The 19,706-nt window shown below is 54.3% G+C and carries 17 protein-coding genes; 10 read left to right on the top strand and 7 right to left on the bottom strand.

The genetic code is table 11. The annotated features are described in order from the left end of the window. From LJE94_10865 to fdhF, 4 genes are all read left to right on the top strand, one after another. A partial coding sequence (locus LJE94_10865; GenBank protein MCG6910610.1) for a 4Fe-4S binding protein occupies window positions 1-1,079 on the top strand: 1,079 nt, incomplete at its 5' end. Window positions 1,080-1,117: 38 nt separating this feature from the next. Further along, window positions 1,118-1,585 (top strand): hydrogenase iron-sulfur subunit, encoded by a 468-nt coding sequence (locus LJE94_10860; GenBank protein MCG6910609.1) that lies wholly within the window; start codon window positions 1,118-1,120, stop codon window positions 1,583-1,585. Beyond that, window positions 1,557-2,372, top strand: coding sequence for a 4Fe-4S dicluster domain-containing protein (locus LJE94_10855; protein ID MCG6910608.1), 816 nt, complete (start codon window positions 1,557-1,559; stop codon window positions 2,370-2,372). Before LJE94_10860 ends, LJE94_10855 begins: the two co-directional genes overlap by 29 nt. 167 nt (window positions 2,373-2,539) lie before the next feature. Beyond that, window positions 2,540-4,588 carry a formate dehydrogenase subunit alpha gene (gene fdhF, locus LJE94_10850; protein ID MCG6910607.1) on the top strand — a complete coding sequence of 683 codons (2,049 nt, stop codon included), beginning with the start codon at window positions 2,540-2,542 and terminating at the stop codon, window positions 4,586-4,588. Between the two features lie 106 nt (window positions 4,589-4,694). Here the strand turns inward: fdhF and LJE94_10845 are convergent, their stop codons facing one another. Further along, on the bottom strand, window positions 4,695-6,401 hold the full coding sequence (locus LJE94_10845; GenBank protein MCG6910606.1) for an AMP-binding protein: 1,707 nt from the start codon (window positions 6,399-6,401) through the stop codon (window positions 4,695-4,697). Window positions 6,402-6,882: 481 nt separating this feature from the next. Here LJE94_10845 and LJE94_10840 point away from each other — a divergent pair, with 481 nt between their 5' ends. The 5 genes from LJE94_10840 to LJE94_10820 all read left to right on the top strand — a co-directional run bounded on the left by LJE94_10840 (window position 6,883) and on the right by LJE94_10820 (window position 13,004). Then, a complete protein-coding gene (locus LJE94_10840) occupies window positions 6,883-8,346 on the top strand; it encodes a HAMP domain-containing protein (GenBank protein MCG6910605.1) in 1,464 nt (487 codons plus the stop codon). Then, on the top strand, window positions 8,343-9,707 hold the full coding sequence (locus LJE94_10835) for a sigma-54 dependent transcriptional regulator (protein ID MCG6910604.1): 1,365 nt from the start codon (window positions 8,343-8,345) through the stop codon (window positions 9,705-9,707). Before LJE94_10840 ends, LJE94_10835 begins: the two co-directional genes overlap by 4 nt. A gap of 410 nt (window positions 9,708-10,117) precedes the next feature. Then, on the top strand, window positions 10,118-10,543 hold the full coding sequence (locus tag LJE94_10830) for a response regulator (protein ID MCG6910603.1): 426 nt from the start codon (window positions 10,118-10,120) through the stop codon (window positions 10,541-10,543). Between the two features lie 92 nt (window positions 10,544-10,635). Then, complete coding sequence (locus LJE94_10825) at window positions 10,636-12,066, top strand: DegQ family serine endoprotease (GenBank protein ID MCG6910602.1); 1,431 nt, start codon at window positions 10,636-10,638, stop codon at window positions 12,064-12,066. 164 nt (window positions 12,067-12,230) lie between these two features. After that, window positions 12,231-13,004: a hypothetical protein gene (locus LJE94_10820; GenBank protein MCG6910601.1), complete on the top strand. Its 774-nt coding sequence runs from the start codon at window positions 12,231-12,233 to the stop codon at window positions 13,002-13,004. On the opposite strand, the gene LJE94_10815 is transcribed toward LJE94_10820, so the two are convergent. The 6 genes from LJE94_10815 to LJE94_10790 all read right to left on the bottom strand — a co-directional run bounded on the left by LJE94_10815 (window position 12,967) and on the right by LJE94_10790 (window position 18,068). Beyond that, window positions 12,967-13,530, bottom strand: coding sequence for a cysteine hydrolase (locus LJE94_10815; GenBank protein MCG6910600.1), 564 nt, complete (start codon window positions 13,528-13,530; stop codon window positions 12,967-12,969). The two genes, LJE94_10820 and LJE94_10815, sit on opposite strands and share 38 nt — an antisense overlap. Window positions 13,531-13,644: 114 nt before the next feature. Beyond that, window positions 13,645-14,415 carry an enoyl-CoA hydratase/isomerase family protein gene (locus tag LJE94_10810; GenBank protein MCG6910599.1) on the bottom strand — a complete coding sequence of 257 codons (771 nt, stop codon included), beginning with the start codon at window positions 14,413-14,415 and terminating at the stop codon, window positions 13,645-13,647. A 177-nt stretch (window positions 14,416-14,592) separates the two neighbouring features. Beyond that, the gene (locus tag LJE94_10805; GenBank protein MCG6910598.1) at window positions 14,593-15,027 is read right to left on the bottom strand and encodes a Zn-ribbon domain-containing OB-fold protein; all 435 of its coding nucleotides are present in this window, start codon (window positions 15,025-15,027) and stop codon (window positions 14,593-14,595) included. A 2-nt stretch (window positions 15,028-15,029) separates the two neighbouring features. After that, window positions 15,030-16,199, bottom strand: coding sequence for an acetyl-CoA acetyltransferase (locus LJE94_10800; protein ID MCG6910597.1), 1,170 nt, complete (start codon window positions 16,197-16,199; stop codon window positions 15,030-15,032). Window positions 16,200-16,312: 113 nt separating this feature from the next. Beyond that, entirely contained in the window at window positions 16,313-17,065 is a 753-nt protein-coding gene (locus tag LJE94_10795) for a 3-oxoacyl-ACP reductase FabG (GenBank protein ID MCG6910596.1), read from the bottom strand. 214 nt (window positions 17,066-17,279) lie between these two features. Next, window positions 17,280-18,068 carry an enoyl-CoA hydratase/isomerase family protein gene (locus LJE94_10790; protein ID MCG6910595.1) on the bottom strand — a complete coding sequence of 263 codons (789 nt, stop codon included), beginning with the start codon at window positions 18,066-18,068 and terminating at the stop codon, window positions 17,280-17,282. A 342-nt stretch (window positions 18,069-18,410) separates the two neighbouring features. On the opposite strand from LJE94_10790, the gene had reads away from it, so the two are divergent. Continuing rightward, window positions 18,411-19,514, top strand: coding sequence for a 6-hydroxycyclohex-1-ene-1-carbonyl-CoA dehydrogenase (gene had, locus LJE94_10785; GenBank protein ID MCG6910594.1), 1,104 nt, complete (start codon window positions 18,411-18,413; stop codon window positions 19,512-19,514). Window positions 19,515-19,706: the final 192 nt, after the last annotated feature.

Genomic DNA, 19,706 nt, shown 5'->3' with positions numbered 1-19,706 from the left:
AGGACCTGATCGACATGGTGGCAGCAGATCCCCTCGTTCAACTTCATTTAGAGGCCAACATCGTCAACGTCGAGGGGTTTGTGGGAAATTTCAAAACCAGCATCGCTAAAGGGGCATCGACGGAAAGCGTCGACCACGGTGTTGCCATCATGGCGATCGGCGCCAAAGAATATAAGCCTAAGGAATACCTGTATGGTGAGCACCAGGCTGTCATGACGCACCTGGAAATGGAGCAGCGCCTCCGGCTGGAGGATTCCCGTATCCGAAATGCCCGGAATGTGGTCTTTATTCAGTGTGTCGGTTCCCGCAACGAGGAACACCCCTACTGTTCGAAAGTCTGCTGCACCCATTCCATTAAAATCGCACTGGAACTCAAACGTCACAACCCGGACACCAACATTTTTATTCTCTACCGGGACATTCGGACCTATGGCACCAGGGAGGATCTTTACCGTGAGGCCAGACAAAAGGGCGTTCTTTTCTTCCGCTATGATCCGGAGCGCAAGCCGAGGGCAACCGTAGCCGGCAGACAGGTGAACATCGAATTTCATGATCAGATTTTGGGACGCAACCTTACGGTGGATGCCGATTGCCTGTGTTTAGCGGCAGCTATTGTCCGCCAGGACGATTTGGGCATTTCAAGGCTTTTCAAGGTTCCTGTCGACAGCGATGGCTGGCTCATGGAAGCCCATCAGAAGCTGAGACCGGTCGAGTTCGCCACCGAAGGCGTTTTCCTCTGTGGAATGGCCCATTATCCCAAACCGATTGAAGAGAGCATCGCCCAGGCTCAGGCCGCCGCTGCCAAGGCCCTCACGGTGCTTTCGCAAGAAAGCATTGTCGTGGGGGGCATCGTCGCACGTATAGATCCGGAGCTATGCTCGGGTTGTCTCGGCTGCATCGAGGTTTGTCCCTTTGGGGCCATTTATTTCAATAGCGATAAAAATGTTGCCGAAGTAAACCAAGCGCTTTGCAAGGGGTGCGGTGCCTGTGCAGCTGCTTGTCCTTCCGAGGCTCCGCAACTGATGGGGTTCAGCAACCGGCAAATCTACGCTCAAATACAAACGGCCATGCGGGCCTGAGGTATATGAAATGATCAGCTGACATAGGGATGGATAAAATGGAAACAAATTCATTCGAACCGAGAATCATTGCCTTTTTATGTAACTGGTGCGCTTATGGAGCGGCGGATTTGGCCGGTGTCAGCCGCCTGGCGTATCCGCCCAACATCCGGCCGGTCAGAGTGATGTGTTCGGCCACGGTTTCGCCGCATCATATTTTGCGGGCGTTGCAGAGCGGAGCGGACGGCGTACTCGTGGGAGGGTGACACATCGGAGATTGTCATTACCTGTATGGTAATCACATGACCATCAAGCGCATGACGTTTATTCAGGAATTACTGGCCTTCACGGGATTTGAGGGAAGGGTGCAGCTGGAATGGATATCGTCGGCTGAAGCCCAGAAGTTCGTGCAAGTGGTAACGGACTTTACCGAAAAGATCAGATCTCTCGGACCAAACCCCCTGACGTCGTACAGACAGCCGCTGGAAGGAGGACTCGATGCAGGCTACGGTGAAAAAGTGGCTTGAAGAAGGTGCCATCGACGTGTTCCTGGGGTATAAATCGTTTTACGGCCACCCCCTGCCGTATTGCTTTGTCAAGGAGAGATTGGATGACGTCAACGATATGGTGGACGGGGCTGCCCGGTATCCCCTCGAGAAAATAGCCGTGCATCTATCCGACCGGCAACCGGATGTCAAGATCGGTATGCTGGCCCGCGACTGCAATCAGCGGGCCCTGAAGGTCTTGAGCATCTGGAATAAACTCGATCCGGAAAACATCCGGACAGTCAGCGCCAACTGCTGTCCTTCAATTCTTAAAAAACATGCCGACTGTTCATACCTGAACGCGCCATCGCCGGGTCTGCACAAAAAGAAGGTCGGCATTGACGGCACCCAATCGCTCGAAACCCTGGAGGACTACCCGGACCACGAGCGGTTTTCACGGTGGATGTACGAGTTCCGAAAATGTCTGAAGTGCTATGGCTGCCGGAACATCTGTCCGGTCTGTTTTTGTGATGATTGCAGCCTCGAGCACAAGGACCTGGTCGGTACGGGGAAATTGCCGCCGGACGTGCCGATTTTTCACCTGGTTCGGGCCGTACATATGGCGGGTCGCTGCATCGACTGTGGCTTGTGTGAAGATGCCTGCCCCGTAGATATCCCGCTTCGGCTGTTGTACCGCAAGGTCAACGAGCTTTGCATCGATCTGTTCGATTATGAGACCGGTGTGAGTGACGGTCGGTCACCCTTCAACATGATCGGCGGCGACGTGACCTTGGAACCGAAACCGATGCATGGGCAAAAAAAGGGTTGAGGTTTCCAGGGGATAGCTCATAGCCGGCTATCAGCTGTGAGGTATGGCCTATAAGCTGATTTTCACTTGGCCCCCGATTGGACCTCACAAGCTTTCGGCTTTAACTGAAGGGAGTTGATTTTCATAGGATATAGCGCTTGAACTGCTAAAGTAGGGGAGAGGAAAAAATGGATTGCCGATTCGTTCCTTCGATCTGTTCCTACTGTGGAACGGGCTGCGGTGTGTTGTATGAAGTTATCGATGGGAAAATCGAGAGCACGCTGCCTTTAAAGACCCACCCGGTCAACGAGGGCAGACTGTGTGTCAAGGGCTGGAATCTGCATGAGCACGTCAATAGCTTCATGCGTTTGAAACAACCCCTGGTCAAAACCTTCGGCCGGTTCATTAAGACGGACTGGCCTGAAGCCATTCAGATCGTTGCGAGTCGTTTTGGCGACATCATTGACACGTACGGGCCGGACAGCGTGGGCGTTCTGGTCTCCGCCAAGATAACCAACGAAGAGAATTATCTGGCGCAAAAATTCGCCCGGGCGGTGATCGGCACCAACAATGTCGACCACTGCGCACGGCTCTGACATTCCTCCACAGTGGTCGGTCTGGCCGCAGCCTTTGGAAGTGGCGCCATGACGAATTCCATTGCCGAAATCGAAGACGCGGGATGTATCTTTGTCATCGGTTCAAACACGACCGCCTGCCATCCCCTGGTGGCCCGCCGGATTTTCAAGGCCAAAGAAAAGGGCGCCAAACTGATTGTCGCCGATCCCAGGAACATTCAGTTGAGCCGTTTTGCCGATATCGCGGTTCAGCATCGTCTGGGAAGCGACGTGGCCCTGCTCAACGGCATGATGCACGTCATCATTAAAAACGACTGGCACGACCTGCCGTACATCAGCGACCGTACCGAAGATTTTGAAGCGATGAAAGCGCACATCGAAACGTACACGCCCGAATACGTCCAGAGTATTACCGGCGTTCCGCCCTCCGATATCGAAAGAATGGCCGAACTATACGCCACCCATCCGCCGGCTTCATTACTCTACGCCATGGGCATCACCCAGCACACCACCGGCGTCGACAATGTGAAGTCCTGCTGCAATCTGGCGATGTTGTGCGGCAATGTAGGGGTTCGCAGCGGCGGCGTCAATCCTTTGCGGGGCCAAAACAATGTGCAGGGAGCCTGTGACATGGGGGGCCTTCCCAATGTATACACCGGGTACCAGCCGGTGGCGGATCCCCAAATCAGGGAAAAATTTTCAAACGCGTGGGGCAAAGTCCTGCCGGAAAAAACAGGCCTGACCATTACCGACATGATTCCGGCTATGATGGAAGGCAAACTCAAGGGGCTTTATGTTATCGGTGAAAATCCAAGGCTCAGCGATCCGGACTGGAACCATTTGGACGAAGCCATGAAAGGCCTCGAATTTCTGGTCGTTCAAGAGCTCTTTTTGTCGGAGACCGCTCAAGTGGCCGATGTGGTGCTGGCGGCCGCCTCCGTGGCCGAAAAAGAAGGTACGTTCACCAACACCGAACGCAGATGCATGCGTATCCATGAGGCCATCCCTCCCGTGGAAAACACGCTGCCGGACTGGAAGATCATCTCCATGCTCTCCTCGGCCATGGGGTATGCAATGAATTACGAAAACCCCGAACAAATTTTCGATGAAATGACCGCATTGACACCCAAGAGCTATGCCGGAATGACGTATGACCGGCTGGGGATAAACGGTCTGCAGTGGCCCTGCCCCGACGCATCCCATCCCGGAACCCCGTACCTGCACAAGGGTGGCTTCGCCCGGGGTAAAGGCAAATTCCACGCTGTGAGCTACCGGGATCCGGCTGAGATACCCGATAAAGACTATCCCTACTTCCTGACCACCGGCCGCATGTTCGCCCATTTTCACACCGGCACCATGACCCGGATTTCTCCGCATCTGGATGTCGAACAATCCACAGGGTATGTCAGCATGCATCCCGAGGATGCCCGGAGCCTTTCGATCGGCAATGGCGACATCCTTTTGGTGTCGTCCCGCCGGGGAGAGATGGAGGCCCCGGCACGGATTACATCCTCGGTTCCACCGGGGGTAGTTTTTCTGCCCATCCACTTCGGTGAAAATCCGCCCAATGTGCTGACCGACGCCGACGCTTACGATCCCCTGGCTAAAATACCGGAATTCAAGGTAAGCGCGGTCAAGATTCGGAAAACAAATCAGCGCTGACGGCAGACCAGTTCGCTTCGAGCGGCCTTATTCATGCATCCGGCTCTGCCGCAGATCGCTGGTTTCATCCCGACAGGCTCGAACCGGAGGCAAAAAGCCCACCGGGTCACTTCAGCATTTCTCTCAATTCCCTTTTTAGAACCTTTCCGGCGGCGCTGACCGGTATGGCCTCGAGAAAGTGGATTTCACGCACCTTCTTGTAGGCTGCCACCTGCGAGTTGACGTATTCGGCCAATACCTTTTCATCGGCCTGCGCACCGGTCCGCAACTGAACGAAGGCCACCGGGGATTCACCGACCTCCATTGCCGGTTTCCCGATAACGGCACACTGGGCCACATCCGGGTGGGTGAAAAGGACCTCCTCCAACTCGCGCGGATAGACATTGTAACCCTTGTAGATGATCATGTCCTTCTTGCGGTCGGTAATATAGAAATACCCGTCTTCATCCATGGTGCCGATGTCGCCGCTATGGAGCCACCCGTCTTTCAACACCAGGTCGGTCTCCTCGGGTTTGTTCCAGTAGCCCTGCATCACCTGAGGTCCCTTGATGCAGATTTCGCCTTTTTCACCGGGGGGAAGGTCTTCGCCGGAAAACAGGTCGACAACCTTGCATTCCGTGTCGAAAACCGGGAGGCCGACGGACCCCTGGCGGATAGCGTTTCGGTTCGGCGGGTTGGCGGTGGCGCCCATGGTGCATTCGGTCATGCCGTAGGCTTCGCACACCGTGCCGGAAAAAGAATTCAGCATTTTCTCCAGTATGGGCATGGCCAGAGGAGCCGCTCCGGAGGACACGATCTTGATCCCGGCCAGGTCTTGGCTGTCGAATTCCGGAAGGTTGACCAGGGGGATGAACAGCTGGGGCGCTCCGCCCAGGACCGTGGCCTTGTATTTTCGCACGCCCTGCAGGTACTCCTGGGGGTCGAAGCGCGGGAAGACCACCATGGTGGTGCCGCCGTAGACCAGGTTGTTGAGATAGCCCACGGTGCCCATGGCATGAAACCAGGGCACCACCACCAGGGCGGTCTCCGTGTCCGTGGCGCTGGGCCGGTCCTTGACGGGATCCACCCCCGGTGGGAGAACGGATTGGGGCACACCATCCCGGATCTCGAGACGGGCGCCGTTGAACCAATGCCCGTACTGGCACGTGTTGGCCACGACATTGTAGTGGGTCAACATGACCCCTTTGGACAGACCCGTGGTGCCGCCGGTATAGGCCAGGTGGGCCAGGTCTTTGAAGACGTCGATTTCGATTTCAGGCGCATCGGGTTCATTGTCCTTGAGCATGTCAACCATGTCGAGGGTGTCGGGTACGGGAATTTTTTCCAGGGGTTTGAGGGGCTGGATGACCGGGCTGTAGCAGTCGGCGATGCTGGTGGTGATGACGTGCTCGACCCCCGTTTCCGGAATGATTTCGGCGATGCCGGGGTAGACCAGGTCCAGGGAGATCAGCATCCTGGCTTCGGCGTCATTGAGCTGGTAGACAATCTCTCTGGGCGCCAGCAAAGGGCTCAGGGGGGTAAAAACGGCGCCCGCCTTCAGCGCACCGTAATAGGCGATGGCGAACTGGGGGCAGTTCGGAAGATGGATGGCCACCTTGTCGCCCTTTTGGATCCCGGTGGATATCAGGGCCGCCGCAAAACGGTCTGCCAGCGTTTTTAATTCCCCGAAGGTCAGTTCCATTCCTCCGAATAGGAGTGCCAGGCGCTCGGGGACGCGTGAGGCCGTTCGGTCCAGAATGGAGAAGACCGGTTGTTCCGGATAGTTGAGGCTTCGGGGCCATTCATCGGGCCATGCGGTAAATATTTTTGCCATTCTCAACCTCCTTTGATCGTTCGAAAGCAAGTGGGACTTATGTTGACAGCTGCAACAGAATATGCCACCGGCCTTCAAGGTGATGGATTCGCCTCAAGGTGCACCGTTGAGGTCAGGGCTGCCCGCCGCTTTGCTCAAAGGTGGGCTCTTCCTTGCACGTTGACCACCAGCGGGGGCTATCGAAAAAAATACCCTATCGGTAAATACCGTCATGTATTTTTTTGTAAGGAGGATGCTGCCATTCATAACAGAAATGCAGGATTGTTTCAACCTCGACGCTAGGGCCTCCGCTGCCAGGGGGGCGAACCCGGCTTCGCTCTGAGGACAGGGTAAGGTGCCACGCCTTCACGCTCGAACACCTTCCTGAGTTGCAAAGATGGGGCATTTCCATTAAAAAACAACAAGCCACGTAAACACCGGCGTTGCAACTGCGGGGCAAAAACCGTTACAGTGGTCAGCCTAATGGTGAAAGGTCGTCGATATGAAGCTTTTTTACAAAGTCTATCTTTTCTTGATTCTGGTGCTTGTGCTGATCCTGGCGGGTTCGGGGTGGGTCGATCATCATCGTGAGGTTGCGCTTTTCAATGATGACATGGCAAAGGACGCAATTCTGATCGGTAAGGCGATGTCGGGCATGATCGAGCATGTGATCCATCAATCGGGAACAGAGATGGCGCGAAAACTTGTTCGCGAAGCCAATCTGAAGGAGCACAACATTCATTTCCGGTGGGTGCAACTGGACTCCCCGGCGGCCACCGTGAATGCGCCGGCGGTGCCTTTGAATAGCATTGAGAGCGTTATGCAGGGGAGGGTCGTGTCGCTCATCATGGACAAGGGAAAAAAAGGCGCATTTCGCTTTACCTACGTTCCTGTTGACACCAGCGGCGGCCCCCCTTCCGCCATTGAACTTTCCGAATCCTTGGCCGCGCTGAAAAAATATATCCGGGATTCCACCCTGCACCTGATTGCCATTACCTTCTTGCTGCTGCTGTCATCCGGAATGCTGCTTTGGTTTCAATTCCAGAAATGGATTCACCGGCCGCTGTCTCGCATTATCGACAAGTCCAGAAGAATCGGGAAAGGGGATCTTGCCCCCGATCTGGTTTTCGACGGGCGGGACGAGTTTGCCGAACTTTGTGAAACATTGAACACCATGTGTCGGGACCTCAGTGAAAGCTGGGAGGCTGCCAGAACGGAAAACGAACGCCGGATTGAAGCGTTGGAACAGCTGCGCCACAGCGAGCGCCTCGCCACCCTTGGCCGGATTTCGGCTGGAATGGCACATGAATTCGGAACCCCGCTGAACGTCATCCATGGACGCTCGAAAATGATCCGCTCCGGGGATCTCGAGCATGCAGACATCGTCCAATCAGCCGGTATCATCGGAGAACAAACCGAAAAAATCATAAAAATTATGCAGAACCTGCTCGATTTCGCCCGGCGCAGGAAGCCCAAGCGGTCGCCACAAGACATGGCGGCTGTGGCTAAACGGGTGATCGACATGCTGGCGCCAACGGCAGGCGAGAAAAGGGTTTATTTTCAGGTTGTCGAGCAGGAAAGCCTCCCCATGATTCCCGTCGACCCGCTGCAGATTCAACAGGTGCTGACCAATTTGGTGATAAACGGCATGCAGGCAATGACCGACGGGGGCCGCGTGGAAGTTGCTTTGGAAATTCTGAAGAAAAAACACCCTGAAAAGAGGGATACGGGTGGAGACTATCTGGCAATGCATATAAAAGATGAAGGGCGGGGCATACAACCCGAAAACATAGCGCATATATTCGAACCGTTTTTTACGACCAAGGATGTCGGGGCGGGGACCGGCCTCGGTCTTTCCATCGTTTACGGGATCGTTCAGGAGCATGACGGGTGGATAGAGGTGGAGAGCACCTGGGGAAAGGGGTCCTGTTTCACGGTTTATCTGCCAATCGAGGTGTCGCCATGAAGGGAAGGGTACTGATCGTAGATGATGATCAATCGATGTGTGAGATGCTCGCTGCCGACTTGAAGCATCGAGATTATCGGGTCTCCTGGTATACCATGGCTGAAGACGCATTTGTAGATCTGAAAGAAGCCGATTTCGACGTCGTTCTGGCGGACATTCACCTGCCGGGCATGACCGGTATAGAGCTGTGCGAAAGAATCGCCGCGAATCGCCCCGATATTCCGGTGGTTGCCATGACCGGTTTCGGGAGCCTAGAAAAGGCCGTCGCTTCCATCCGGGCGGGTGCCTATGATTTCGTTACCAAGCCGGTCGATTCGGATCTTCTTGAAATGGTTCTGAATCGGGCAATATCCCACCATGCGTTACAGGAGAAAGTAAAGCTGTTGAGCCGGATGGCTCCGAAGCGACAGCAATTCGACGCGCTTTTAGGGGAAAGTCCCCCCATGCAAAAACTGTTTTCGCAGATGACGCACATCGCAGATACGGATATTTCCATCCTGCTTCTGGGGGAGAGCGGCACCGGCAAGGAGCTTGTCGCCCAAACCTTGCATGAACAAAGCCGGCGCCGTCGGGCGCCGTTTATTCCCGTCAACTGCTCCGCGTTACCGGAAACACTGCTGGAGAGTGAACTTTTCGGGCACAAAAAAGGGGCCTATACCGGTGCGACGGCCGACCGGAAGGGCTTGTTTCTGGAAGCTGAAAACGGCACCCTCTTTTTGGACGAAGTCGCAGAGATGCCGATCATGCTTCAACCCAAGCTGCTCCGGGCGCTGGAGGAGCGCGCCATTCGACCGCTTGGTGGCAATTCGGAAATTCATATCGATGTAAGGATTATAGCCGCCACAAACCAGGACCTCGAACGCGCCGTTGAAGAGGGGCGCTTTCGTGAAGACCTCTTTTATCGCCTCAATGTCATGCAGATCGAAGTGCCGCCCCTGCGGTCGCGCGGAACGGATGTGTTGCTGCTGGCCGACCAGTTTGTCAAACAGTATGCGCAACGCTTCAACAAACGGGTGACGGGGATTTCCGAAAATGCGGCACAAAGGCTTATTGATTATGTCTGGCACGGCAATGTCCGTGAATTGCGCAACGCCATGGAACGCGCCGTGGCGTTGACGCGTTTTGAAAAAATAGCAGTAGACGATCTCCCCCAAAAAATCCAAGCCTATAAAAGCGAACACTTTTTCATCGGCTCCCACGATCCGCATGAACTGCTTCCCATGGAAGACGTAGAGCGCCGCTACCTCCTGCACGTATTGAAGATTGTCGGCGGCAATCGCTCCGCGGCTGCGAGGATATTGAAACTGGACCGCAAAACGCTGTACAGGAAACTGCAGCGCTATGGCGCTTTGAAAAAATAGACCCTCCGCCTCTCAGGCATCCGGAACGGTATTGTGAAAAACGCTATAGACGGCTACCTCTAAGGATCCAGGGGCCGAGGGTAAAACCTTAGAGGTCGGACGTCTTATATTTCAATTTTTTCGGTTAACCTTTCACGTCTCACGTCTCACGTCTCACATTTCTCGATCCATGAATTAACACGTAATCACTACGTTGTGAAAGCCGTTCCCCTGGTGCATTTTGCCCCATCGGGGCGGAATGCCCCGCCTTTAATATTTATAACTATATGAAAATTAAAGATTAAACTTTGGCATGGTTTTTGATCTGCCAATAGGCATCAGGCATGATTGTGTGGCTGCATCCAATGGAGTGGAGAACGAGCATGAACATCAAAAAGAAACCTGGTGGACATTCGGGGAAGGGGAACACGATGACGGAAAGGGCAAACCAATACCGCATTCTGCTGGCAGAAGACGATTATGAAATGCGGACCTTGTTGGCGGTGAGTTTACGGAGGTCCGGTTATGACGTCATTGAATGCTCGGATGGCATCGGGTTGTTGACGCATCTTGAAACCTTTTTTCTGCCGGATGGATTCGAACGAGAGGCGGTGGACCTGATTATCTCCGACATTCGTATGCCGGGAATAACGGGAATGGAGGTGCTGGAAGGCAAACCCAAGTACCGGAATTTTCCTCCCATGATTGTTATCACCGCTTTCGGAGATGCCGAAACCCATGAAATGGCTTATCGATGCGGTGCGGCCGCCGTTTTTGACAAGCCGTTTGATGTGGACCTGCTTCTGGAGAAGGTGAAGGATGTTTTTGAAGATATTCACGCCGAGGATGGCAGATAACATAACGGCATTAAGAAAGGAGAACTGCCATGAAGAACAATAAACAACAAAAGTGGTACGGTATTTTTTCACTCGAGCGGTTAAGGTGGTCGATGGTGATGGTGTGGATGGTTTCCTTGCTGTTTTTTCCGTTGGCTTCCCAGGCAAAGGAAGGTGGCATAGAAAGCCTGAGGCAAACCAGCAAGGCCTTTTCCGATGTCGCCAAAAGGGTGTCACCGGCTGTGGTGTTTATTCAGATCGAAAAAACCGTACAGCAGCCCAATGTTCAATTTTTTTCACCATTTGGTCAAGGCACACCGTTCGGCGATCAATTTTTCAATCGTTTTTTCGGCATGCCCGGACCGCAACCCCCCGATCAATCACAACAGGCACCCCGGCAACAAATAATCGGGCAGGGATCGGGATTTATTATCTCCAAGGACGGGTATATCCTGACGAACAATCACGTCGTCGGGGACGCTGACAAGGTTGTCGTAAAACTGCTCGATGGCCGTGAGTTTACCGCAACGACGGTCGGGGCCGACCCCCATTCCGATGTCGCGGTTATCAAGATTGAAGCCGACAATTTGCCCGTTCTCCAATTGGGGAATTCAGATGACATCGAAGTGGGTGAATGGGTTGTGGCTATAGGGAATCCCTTCGGTCTGTCCCATACCCTGACTGTCGGTGTGGTCAGCGCCAAAGGACGCAGCAGCATCGGAATCGCGGATTATGAAAACTTCATACAGACGGATGCCGCTATCAATCCGGGAAACTCCGGGGGGCCCCTCGTGGATCTGGACGGCAAGGTTGTGGGTATGAATACGGCCATCTTCAGCCAGAGCGGCGGATATATGGGGATCGGTTTTGCCATTCCTATCAACATGGCCAGGTCGATCAAGGATCAGTTGATTAAAACCGGAACGGTCGTTCGGGGTTATCTTGGTGTCGCTATCCAGGAGTTGACACCGGATCTGGCTAAATCTTTTGGGATGAACGATCAAAAAGGAATACTAGTGGCGCAGGTCTCGAAGGACACGCCGGCTGAAGATGCCGGATTAAAACAAGGCGATGTGATCATCGAATTCGACGGAAAGTCCGTTGATCAGGTGGGCGCGTTCCGCAATCAAGTGGCTCTCGAGATGCCGGGCACGCGGGTGAATGTCACGGTCTTACGCAACGGAAAACGCGAGCAATTATCCGTCACCATCGGTAAGCTTCCGGACAAGGAAACCGCCGTGGCCGCAAATCCTCACAACCTTGAAAAAATCGGCATGACCGTTCAGAACATAACGCCGGAGCTGGCGCAACAGTTTGGTCTCGAGAAGAAAAAGGGAGTGATCATAACGGATGTCGCACCGGGTTCGGTGGCGGCCTTGGCGAATGTCAGGCCCGGCGGAATCATTCTGGAAGTGAATCGAACACCGGTTGAAGATTTAAAGGCTTTCAAGAAGGCGATTGCCGATGTTTCTGAAAACGGGGTGGTGCTGCTGTTGATTCAGGAGGGCGAGTATACACGGTATGTGGCGCTGAAAACCGAATAAGGCAGAGGCGAATCGGCAGCGATCATAATTGATAGAATTCCTAACGGTGAAGATTCCCCTTAAGCTTGCTGCGGGGAATCTTCAATAAAAATAAAAAAGCGGGGACGGCTTGCCGGGAGTCTATCCCCGCTTCAGATCCTCAAGGTTGCAGCCTGGATCTATTTATGATGGCATATCTTATGAAAACCGTGCAAAAACGTAAATATCTCATCATCTTCTACATGGGGGTACTGCTTTTTCTTCTACTGGCGATTGTTGCCACTCCCCTGACCATTCGGCACGGGATATCCTTAACCCCTACTTTCATGCTCGAAGAAGAGATCCTTGAAACGGTGCTGATCGTGATTTTATTTGGAATATCCTGCTTTATCCTTAGGGTTTTCAGCCGCACGCTGTACGCGTACGAGCAGGCTGCGTACAAAGCCAACGAAGAGCGGTCTAAACTTATAATGCAAGTAGGGGAAGCCTTCCGTTACATCGGCACCGTAAATGTCGAGCTGCATGCGATAGAATCTATTTTTTGCGATCTGTCGCGCTACCCTCGGACCAACAGTGAGTTTCAACTGCTAGTACATAATTACGCTTCCAAAGCCATGACTATTGCCAGGGCGCCATGGATCGTTATCCGTATTATCAACCGTTCCGATGGGCAAACGCTAAAGGAGCATAAAGTCGTGCGTCCTGAAAAGGCGCTTCCCTCGATTGCAGTGGGCAACAGGGCGATGCTTGAAAATCGCCCTTTAAAGGGAGTGCTGATGATCGTTGCCTGTCAAGAGAATGTCGATTTGATGACGGCAGCAGTTCTGCCTAAAATGAACCTTTCAAAACAAGAGCGTATTTTGATTACTGCCATCTTAAACCAAATTGAAATTCATTTTGTCCTGCATCGCTCAGGCGCATTTAATCGAGAGTCTCAATCAATTCAGTTGAGGTCATAACCCTGAAAAGCGGATAGAGCGGATTTCTGCGGTAGGTGTCGAGGGTCCGTCGGTGCTGTTCCACAGAGGCGGCCGTCGAGCAGTCCTCCAGCAACACGGTCTTGAAATCGTGGCACAGGGCGTCCATTGCCGTGGTCAGGACGCAGAAAGGGGTGGCGATTCCCGCTACGGCACAGAGGGTGGCATGTCGATCTTTCAGCCACTTCTCGAGACCGGTCTTGAAAAAGGCCGAAAAACGGGGTTTGGGCAGCCAGTAGTCGCCATCCCTACGGTCCAGATCATCCACGATTTCAGCTCCTTCGGTTCCTGCAAGGGAATGGGGGTGCATCCTGCCGGTGAAGATGAAGTCCTCTTCATGGAAGGCATCTGTGGAATAGACCACCGGCCACCCCTTGTCCCTGAAAAAAGAGGACAACCGGTTGATAGGGTCGATAATGCCGCGGGCAAGGGGGGTGATGGGAAGGTTGCGTTCTTCCACAAAGTTGTCCTTGACCATGTCGATGATCAGTAGGGCGGGTAATTCCATTTGAGACTCCCAACGCTAATGCTAAGGCGCGATGTCGCCCCTATGAATTGGTTGTAACAAAAAATTCGTGAATGTTTCAAATAATGGAAGAATCGATAGGACGGCCAGGCTGTCCTATCGATTCTTCCATTCGGGTTTGCGCTTTTCGTAGAAACTGGCGATACCCTCCAGGGTGTCTTCGGTTTTCATCAGGGTGTTGAGGAACAGATCGCTCACGCCCTCGAGCGCATCACCGGCGGACATTCCCAGGTGGCGGTTCACAGCGCGTTTGTTAAGGCGCAGGATCAAGGGGCTGCTGGCCTGAATTTCCTTGATCATGCGCACCACGGTTTCCGTAAATTCATCGTCCTCGACGCTCTGGCTGACAAAGCCCATCGATTGGGCTTCATCCGCGGCGTAGATTTTTCCCGAGGTGCAAATCTCGATGGCCTTGGCGGTTCCCACCAGCTTCGGCAGGCGGATGGCCGCATACGGGGGCAGAAATCCAAGTTTGACCTCCGGTTGGCCGAAGGTGGCCCTTTTCGAAGCGATCACCACGTCGCAGGCAATGGCGTATTCCATGCCGCCTCCTAGACACGCGCCATGCACGGCGGCAATGCTGGGCACCCCGAGGTTTTCGATAAGGGTCAGGGAGCGGTTGAAGGTGGCGATCATGTCCGGTGCCATCTCGGGCCTGTGGTCACCGACATCGACACCGGCACACCAACTGGCGCCTGCGCCGTAAAGCACGACGCATTTGAGGCTGTCGTCGCGGCCGACATCCTCGAGGGTGTCGCAAAATTTCCGCATCATGTCGATGTTGAAGACGTTGTGTTTGGGCCGGTCCAGGGTGATGCCGGCCACTCCTTCCGATTTTTCGAGCTTGATGGTCTGGTCGTCTGTCATGGCTTAAACCTCGGCAGTTTGGGTCATCGTGTGTAAGACAATTCTGAAGCACCCCGGTGAAACAAAAGCAACACCTGGTTTCACTGGGTAAACTAAGGCGCAAAGGCCACAAAGAAAAGAGTAATCACGAAACCACGAAAATTTGAAAGCACGAAATCCCCAATGCAATGTTGGGGGTTACGCTTTTTCGAAAACATAATTCAGCTGACCGTTGGAAACGGTGTTGGCCACCGTTTTCATGGACATGCCCACCCGGATTTCCTCCTCGGGTATGCTGCCCGATATGCGGCCGAACACCTTGTAGTCGCCGTAATCGAGCAGGGCGATGCAGTAGGGCACATCCTCCTCGAAACCGATGGGGGCGAAGGTCAGCTTGCTATAGGTGACCAGCTTGCCGCTGCCGGAAACATCGAACCACTCCATGTTGCTGGTCAGGCAGTGGCAGCAGTCGGCACGGGGCGGGAAGAAAACCGCGCCGCAGTCCAGGCACTTCGTTCCGGCAACGTTTCCCTTTTCAAGGTGTTCGATAAAATCGTTGGTTTTGGTGATGGCGGTGAAACTCACCGTACCGAATTTTTTAAACCGGTCGTCGACCTCTTTTTTGTTGCCCATATCTACCTCCCCAAAATCGTTACATTGCCGTAGAGTCCCACACCTCCGATATTGTGCACCAGACCGATTGCCGGATCTTTTACCTGTATGTCGCCGGCTTCCCCCCTCAACTGCAGCACGATGGTCCTGACCTGGGATCCCCCGGTGGCGCCGATGGGGTGACCTTTGGAGAGCAGCCCGCCGTCAACGTTGACGGGGATCGATCCTTCCTTGTAGGTCTCTTTGCCGCGGATCAATTCCTTGCCCTCGCCGGGCTCGGCAAAACCCAGGTTTTCGTAAGCCATCATTTCGGCGATGGTGAAGCAATCGTGGACTTCGGCAACATCGACATCTTTGGGGCCGATGCCGGCCATATCGTAAGCCTGCCGGGCGGCTTCCCGGGCGGCCGACAGGCCGGAGAACAGATCGCGCCCGGCCAGATTCACGCTGGTGGTGGCGGAACCCAGTCCCATGATCCAAACCGGTTTTTTACAAAAGGTCTTGGCCTTCTCTTCACTGGCGACGATGATGCAGGAGCTGCCGTCGGCATTGGCGCAGCAATCGCCGACCCGCAGCGGCGTTGCCACCGGTCTGCCCATGATGTTTTCCGGATCGTTGAACATCTCCAAGGTGACCGGCTTGCGGTAAACGGCCAGGTCGTTGATCTGGCCGTAGGTGGCGGCTTTCGCGCGGATGCTGGAGAGGTCGTCCGGCGTCGTTCCGTATGTTTCCATGTGGGCTCGGGCATACATGGCATAATATGCCGGCATCATGGTGCCGAAAGGACTCTCCCACTGGATGTCGGCGCCGCGGCCCATCCGTTCCTGGGATTCCGAAGATGAAATTTCCGACATTTTCTGAAAGCCGAGAACGGCGACGACATCGTGCAGTCCCGACTTCACCAGTGAATAGGCAAGCCTGACGCCTGTGGTGCTGGAGGAGCAGAGGCTCTCGACATAAAAGGTCGGTTGGGGGTTCAACCCCAGATACTCTGCGAAGACACCGGCAGGCGATCGCTGCTTGTCATATTCCGGGGCCGAACAGACCACTGAAGCACCTATATCTCGGGTGGTAACGCCGGCATCCCTCAGGCAGTCCTTGAACCCTTCGAAGGCCAGTTCCCGGATAGACCCCGGGTACTGCCGCACGAATTTACTTTGGCCGACACCGATAATCGCTACTTTGTCTCCCATCTATTTCCCCTTTTAAAAATAATAAATTTTACATATTTGGTTGACCCTGAATTAAATGAATCGAAATTCTGAATTCACAAACCGTTGCGGGTGCTGACGGGTTAAAATTTATTTTAAATCATACCGTATCCACCGTCAACGCACAGCAGCTGGCCGGTGATGTAGTCGCTCTGGTCCGAGGCCAGAAAGCAGAAGGCCGGGGCTATGTCCGCCGGTTCGGCAAAGCGTTTCAGCAGGATACGATTCATATAGATCTCTTTCAATTTTTCATCGGTCCGGATTTTTTCGGTCATGTCCGTGGCCACGATTCCCAGGGAAATGACATTGGCGCACACATTGTACCGGGCCATTTCCCGGGCTATGGATTTGGTCATGCTGATGATGCCGCCCTTGGCGGCGCTGTAGTTGACCTGTCCGACGGTACCCACAATTCCGGCGACCGAGGTGACATTGATGATTTTACCTTTTTTCTGCTCCTTCATCAGCCTCCCGGCGGCCTGGGAACACAGAAATGCACCTTTCAGGTGGATGTCGACCACCTGGTCCCATTGGTCCTCTTCCATTTTCACCATCAGGGCCGGCCTGGTGAAGCCGGCATTGTTGACCAGGATGTCGATTTTTCCAAAAGCCTCCACCGCGCTGCCCACCAAGCGCTCGACGTCCGCTTTCAGGGCGACGTCCGCCTTGACGGCGATGGCCGAAGTGTTAAAGGCTTCAATTTCCGAAACCACCTGATCCGCGGCTTCGGCATTGGATGTGTAGTTGACGACCACCTTGGCGCCTTGTTCCGCAAACCCGAGGGCTACAGCGCGTCCCACCCCGCGGCTGCTTCCGGTAACCAGGGCGACTTTTCCTGCGAGATTCATGGGTTTCTCCTGTTCAAAAGTTTTTTAAGTTGCAAGGTTCAGCTTGGAATCTAGCTATATAGTAGCTATATAAAAGCCAAGTCAAGGAAAAACCCCATCGTTGGGGTAAACGGTGCCGTCGGCCCCGGGGTTCCGAAGCTTCCGCTTGCCTGCCGTCTGCGGTGTCGGGGGCGTGGCCCCTTGCAGGGTTGCCCCTTTTTGGGGTGAACTGTGGCTAACGTCCCTTCCACTGGGGGGGGCGCTTTTCGGCAAAAGCCTTGGGCCCTTCGATGAAATCTTCGGACGTATGCATAGCCTCCTGCATCGGGAACACCTTGGGAACCTCATCGAGCGGATAGGCCAATCCTTTGAGAGCGGCTTCTTTCGTGGCCTGGAGGGCCAGAGGAGCGCCCATCATGATTTCGGCAGCCCATTTTTTAGCAGTGGGCAAGAGGTCTTTGAGAGGAACGACCTCGTTGACCAGTCCGTACTGCATGGCCTCCTGGGCGGCAATGCGTTTTGACGACAGCAGCATTCCCATGGCCAGGTGGTAGGGGATATGACGCGGCAAACGGTGCACGCCCATAGCGCCTGCAATCATGCCCACCCGTGGTTCGGGGAATCCGAAGGTGGCATGTTCGGCCGCAAGGATGATGTCACAGGCCAGGGCGACTTCGAAGCCGCCACCGAGAGCGAACCCGTTGACGGCCGCAATGATGGGTTTGAAGCAATCGTAACGGGAGGTGATTCCGCCGAAACCGCCTTTTATCCTGGCGGTCTGCCTGGAGAGCTCCTCACCCCCGTTTTGGGCCTGCCACTTCAGGTCGTTGCCGGCTGAAAAGGCACGTTCGCCGGCCCCGGTGACGATACACACCCACTCATCCGCATTTGCGGCAAATTCATCGAAGGCGGCCGACAGTTCCGCACTGACCGGGGGGCTGATTGAATTCATGGCTTCGGGCCGGTTGATGGTTACGATAGTAAGATGGTCTTCCTTTTCCACGATGATCAATGGGTCGGTCATGGAGCTTCTCCTTTGTTGTAAACTGTGAGCCGTTGCACAAATCCGAAAATATCGGAATTGCGGCTCCCATGTTATCGATGCAACCCTGGGAGCAGTATAGCCATACCAAAAACAATACTATCCCAATTCGGGGGCATCTGTAAATAGGCTTGACTCAGCTATATTGTAGCGATAATATATCCACCCAAGTTTAGCGTTCCAAGTTTTCAGAAGACGTGTATCGATCGTTGGCTTTCGGTTGATATAATTGGGCCATTTGAACGCTTTTAGGGCGAAACCAGTGTCGGGTCCTACGGGCCCGGGTATCTACTTCCGAAAATACGAACAAAGGAGGAAATGAACATGGGAGCAGTTCCGGACAACATATTGACTTGGCAGATGGTGCAGCCCACGACACGGAACAGGGAAAGTGGTGAGGTTACTCCCGGCAGGCTCGAAAAAGTCGAAATTCCGGTTCCAGAACTGAATCCGGGGGAGGTGCTGGTGGAAATCGCAGGATGCGGTGTCTGCCACACGGACCTGGGGTATTTTTACGACGGTGTGCCCACGGTGTCGAAACCACCGCTCACCCTGGGGCACGAAATAGCGGGTACGGTCGTGGCCGGTGATGACGCCTGGGTGGGTAAAGAGGTCCTGATCCCGGCGGTCATGCCCTGCCGCCGATGCTACCTGTGCAAGACCGGCAGGGGCAACCGTTGCCTTTCGCAGAAGATGCCCGGCAACAGCATCGGTATCTACGGCGGTTTTTCCAGCCACATCCCTGTCCCCTCCATCGACCTTTGTGAAATCAAAAACAGGGGAGAGATCCCGCTGGAGCACCTGGCCGTCGTGGCCGATGCCGCCACGACGCCGTTCCAGGCGGCTAAGAGGGCGGGGCTCGACATCGGCGACAATGTCATCGTCATCGGCGTCGGCGGTGTCGGGCAGTACATGGTTCAGGAAGCCAAAGCATTGGGAGCGGGATGTGTCATTGCCATCGATATAGACGGGAAGCGGCTCGAGCAGATGCTCTCCTATGGAGCGGATTTTTCCATCGACGCAACCGGCAAAACCCCCAAAGAGATTTCCCAGGAAGCAAAAGCGATACGCAAGCAGGAGGGGTTGGCGGGCCACGGCTGGAAAATCTTCGAGGTCACGGGCAGCAAGCCCGGTCAGGAAATCGCTCTCAATCTTCTCAGCTTCACCGGCAAGCTGATTATCGTGGGCTTCGGCCTGCAAAAAGTCGAATATTCCATCAGCCGCTTGATGGCCTTCGACGCGGAGATTATAGGAACGTGGGGCTGTTTGCCGGAATATTACCCCCAGGTGCTCGACATGGTGCTGTCGAAGAAAATAGACCTGGCGCCGTTCGTGCAGACGCGCCCCATGAGCACGATTGCCGAGGCTTTCGAGGAGGCTCATAAAAAGTCACCGGACAGGCGTATCGTCCTGGTGCCGGACTTTTAAGCATAAAGGATTCAAGGGTTAAAGGATCCGAGGGGCCAAGCGACGCTCACAGCTGATGGCTGAAAACAGATAATTCACTGAGGCCCGAGGGGCAAAAACCAAGCACATTGCGGTTTTCACTTGACCCCTTGGGACCTTGAATCCTCGACCCTTTTTTGCAAAAGTGTTAGAGGAATGTTTTTACTATAAACA

It is taken from the genome of Deltaproteobacteria bacterium (assembly GCA_022340465.1).
In the GTDB taxonomy this organism is placed as follows: domain Bacteria; phylum Desulfobacterota; class Desulfobacteria; order Desulfobacterales; family B30-G6; genus JAJDNW01.
The sequence above is the reverse complement of the archived record's forward strand: the minus strand, read 5'-3'. Positions and strand labels throughout refer to the sequence as shown.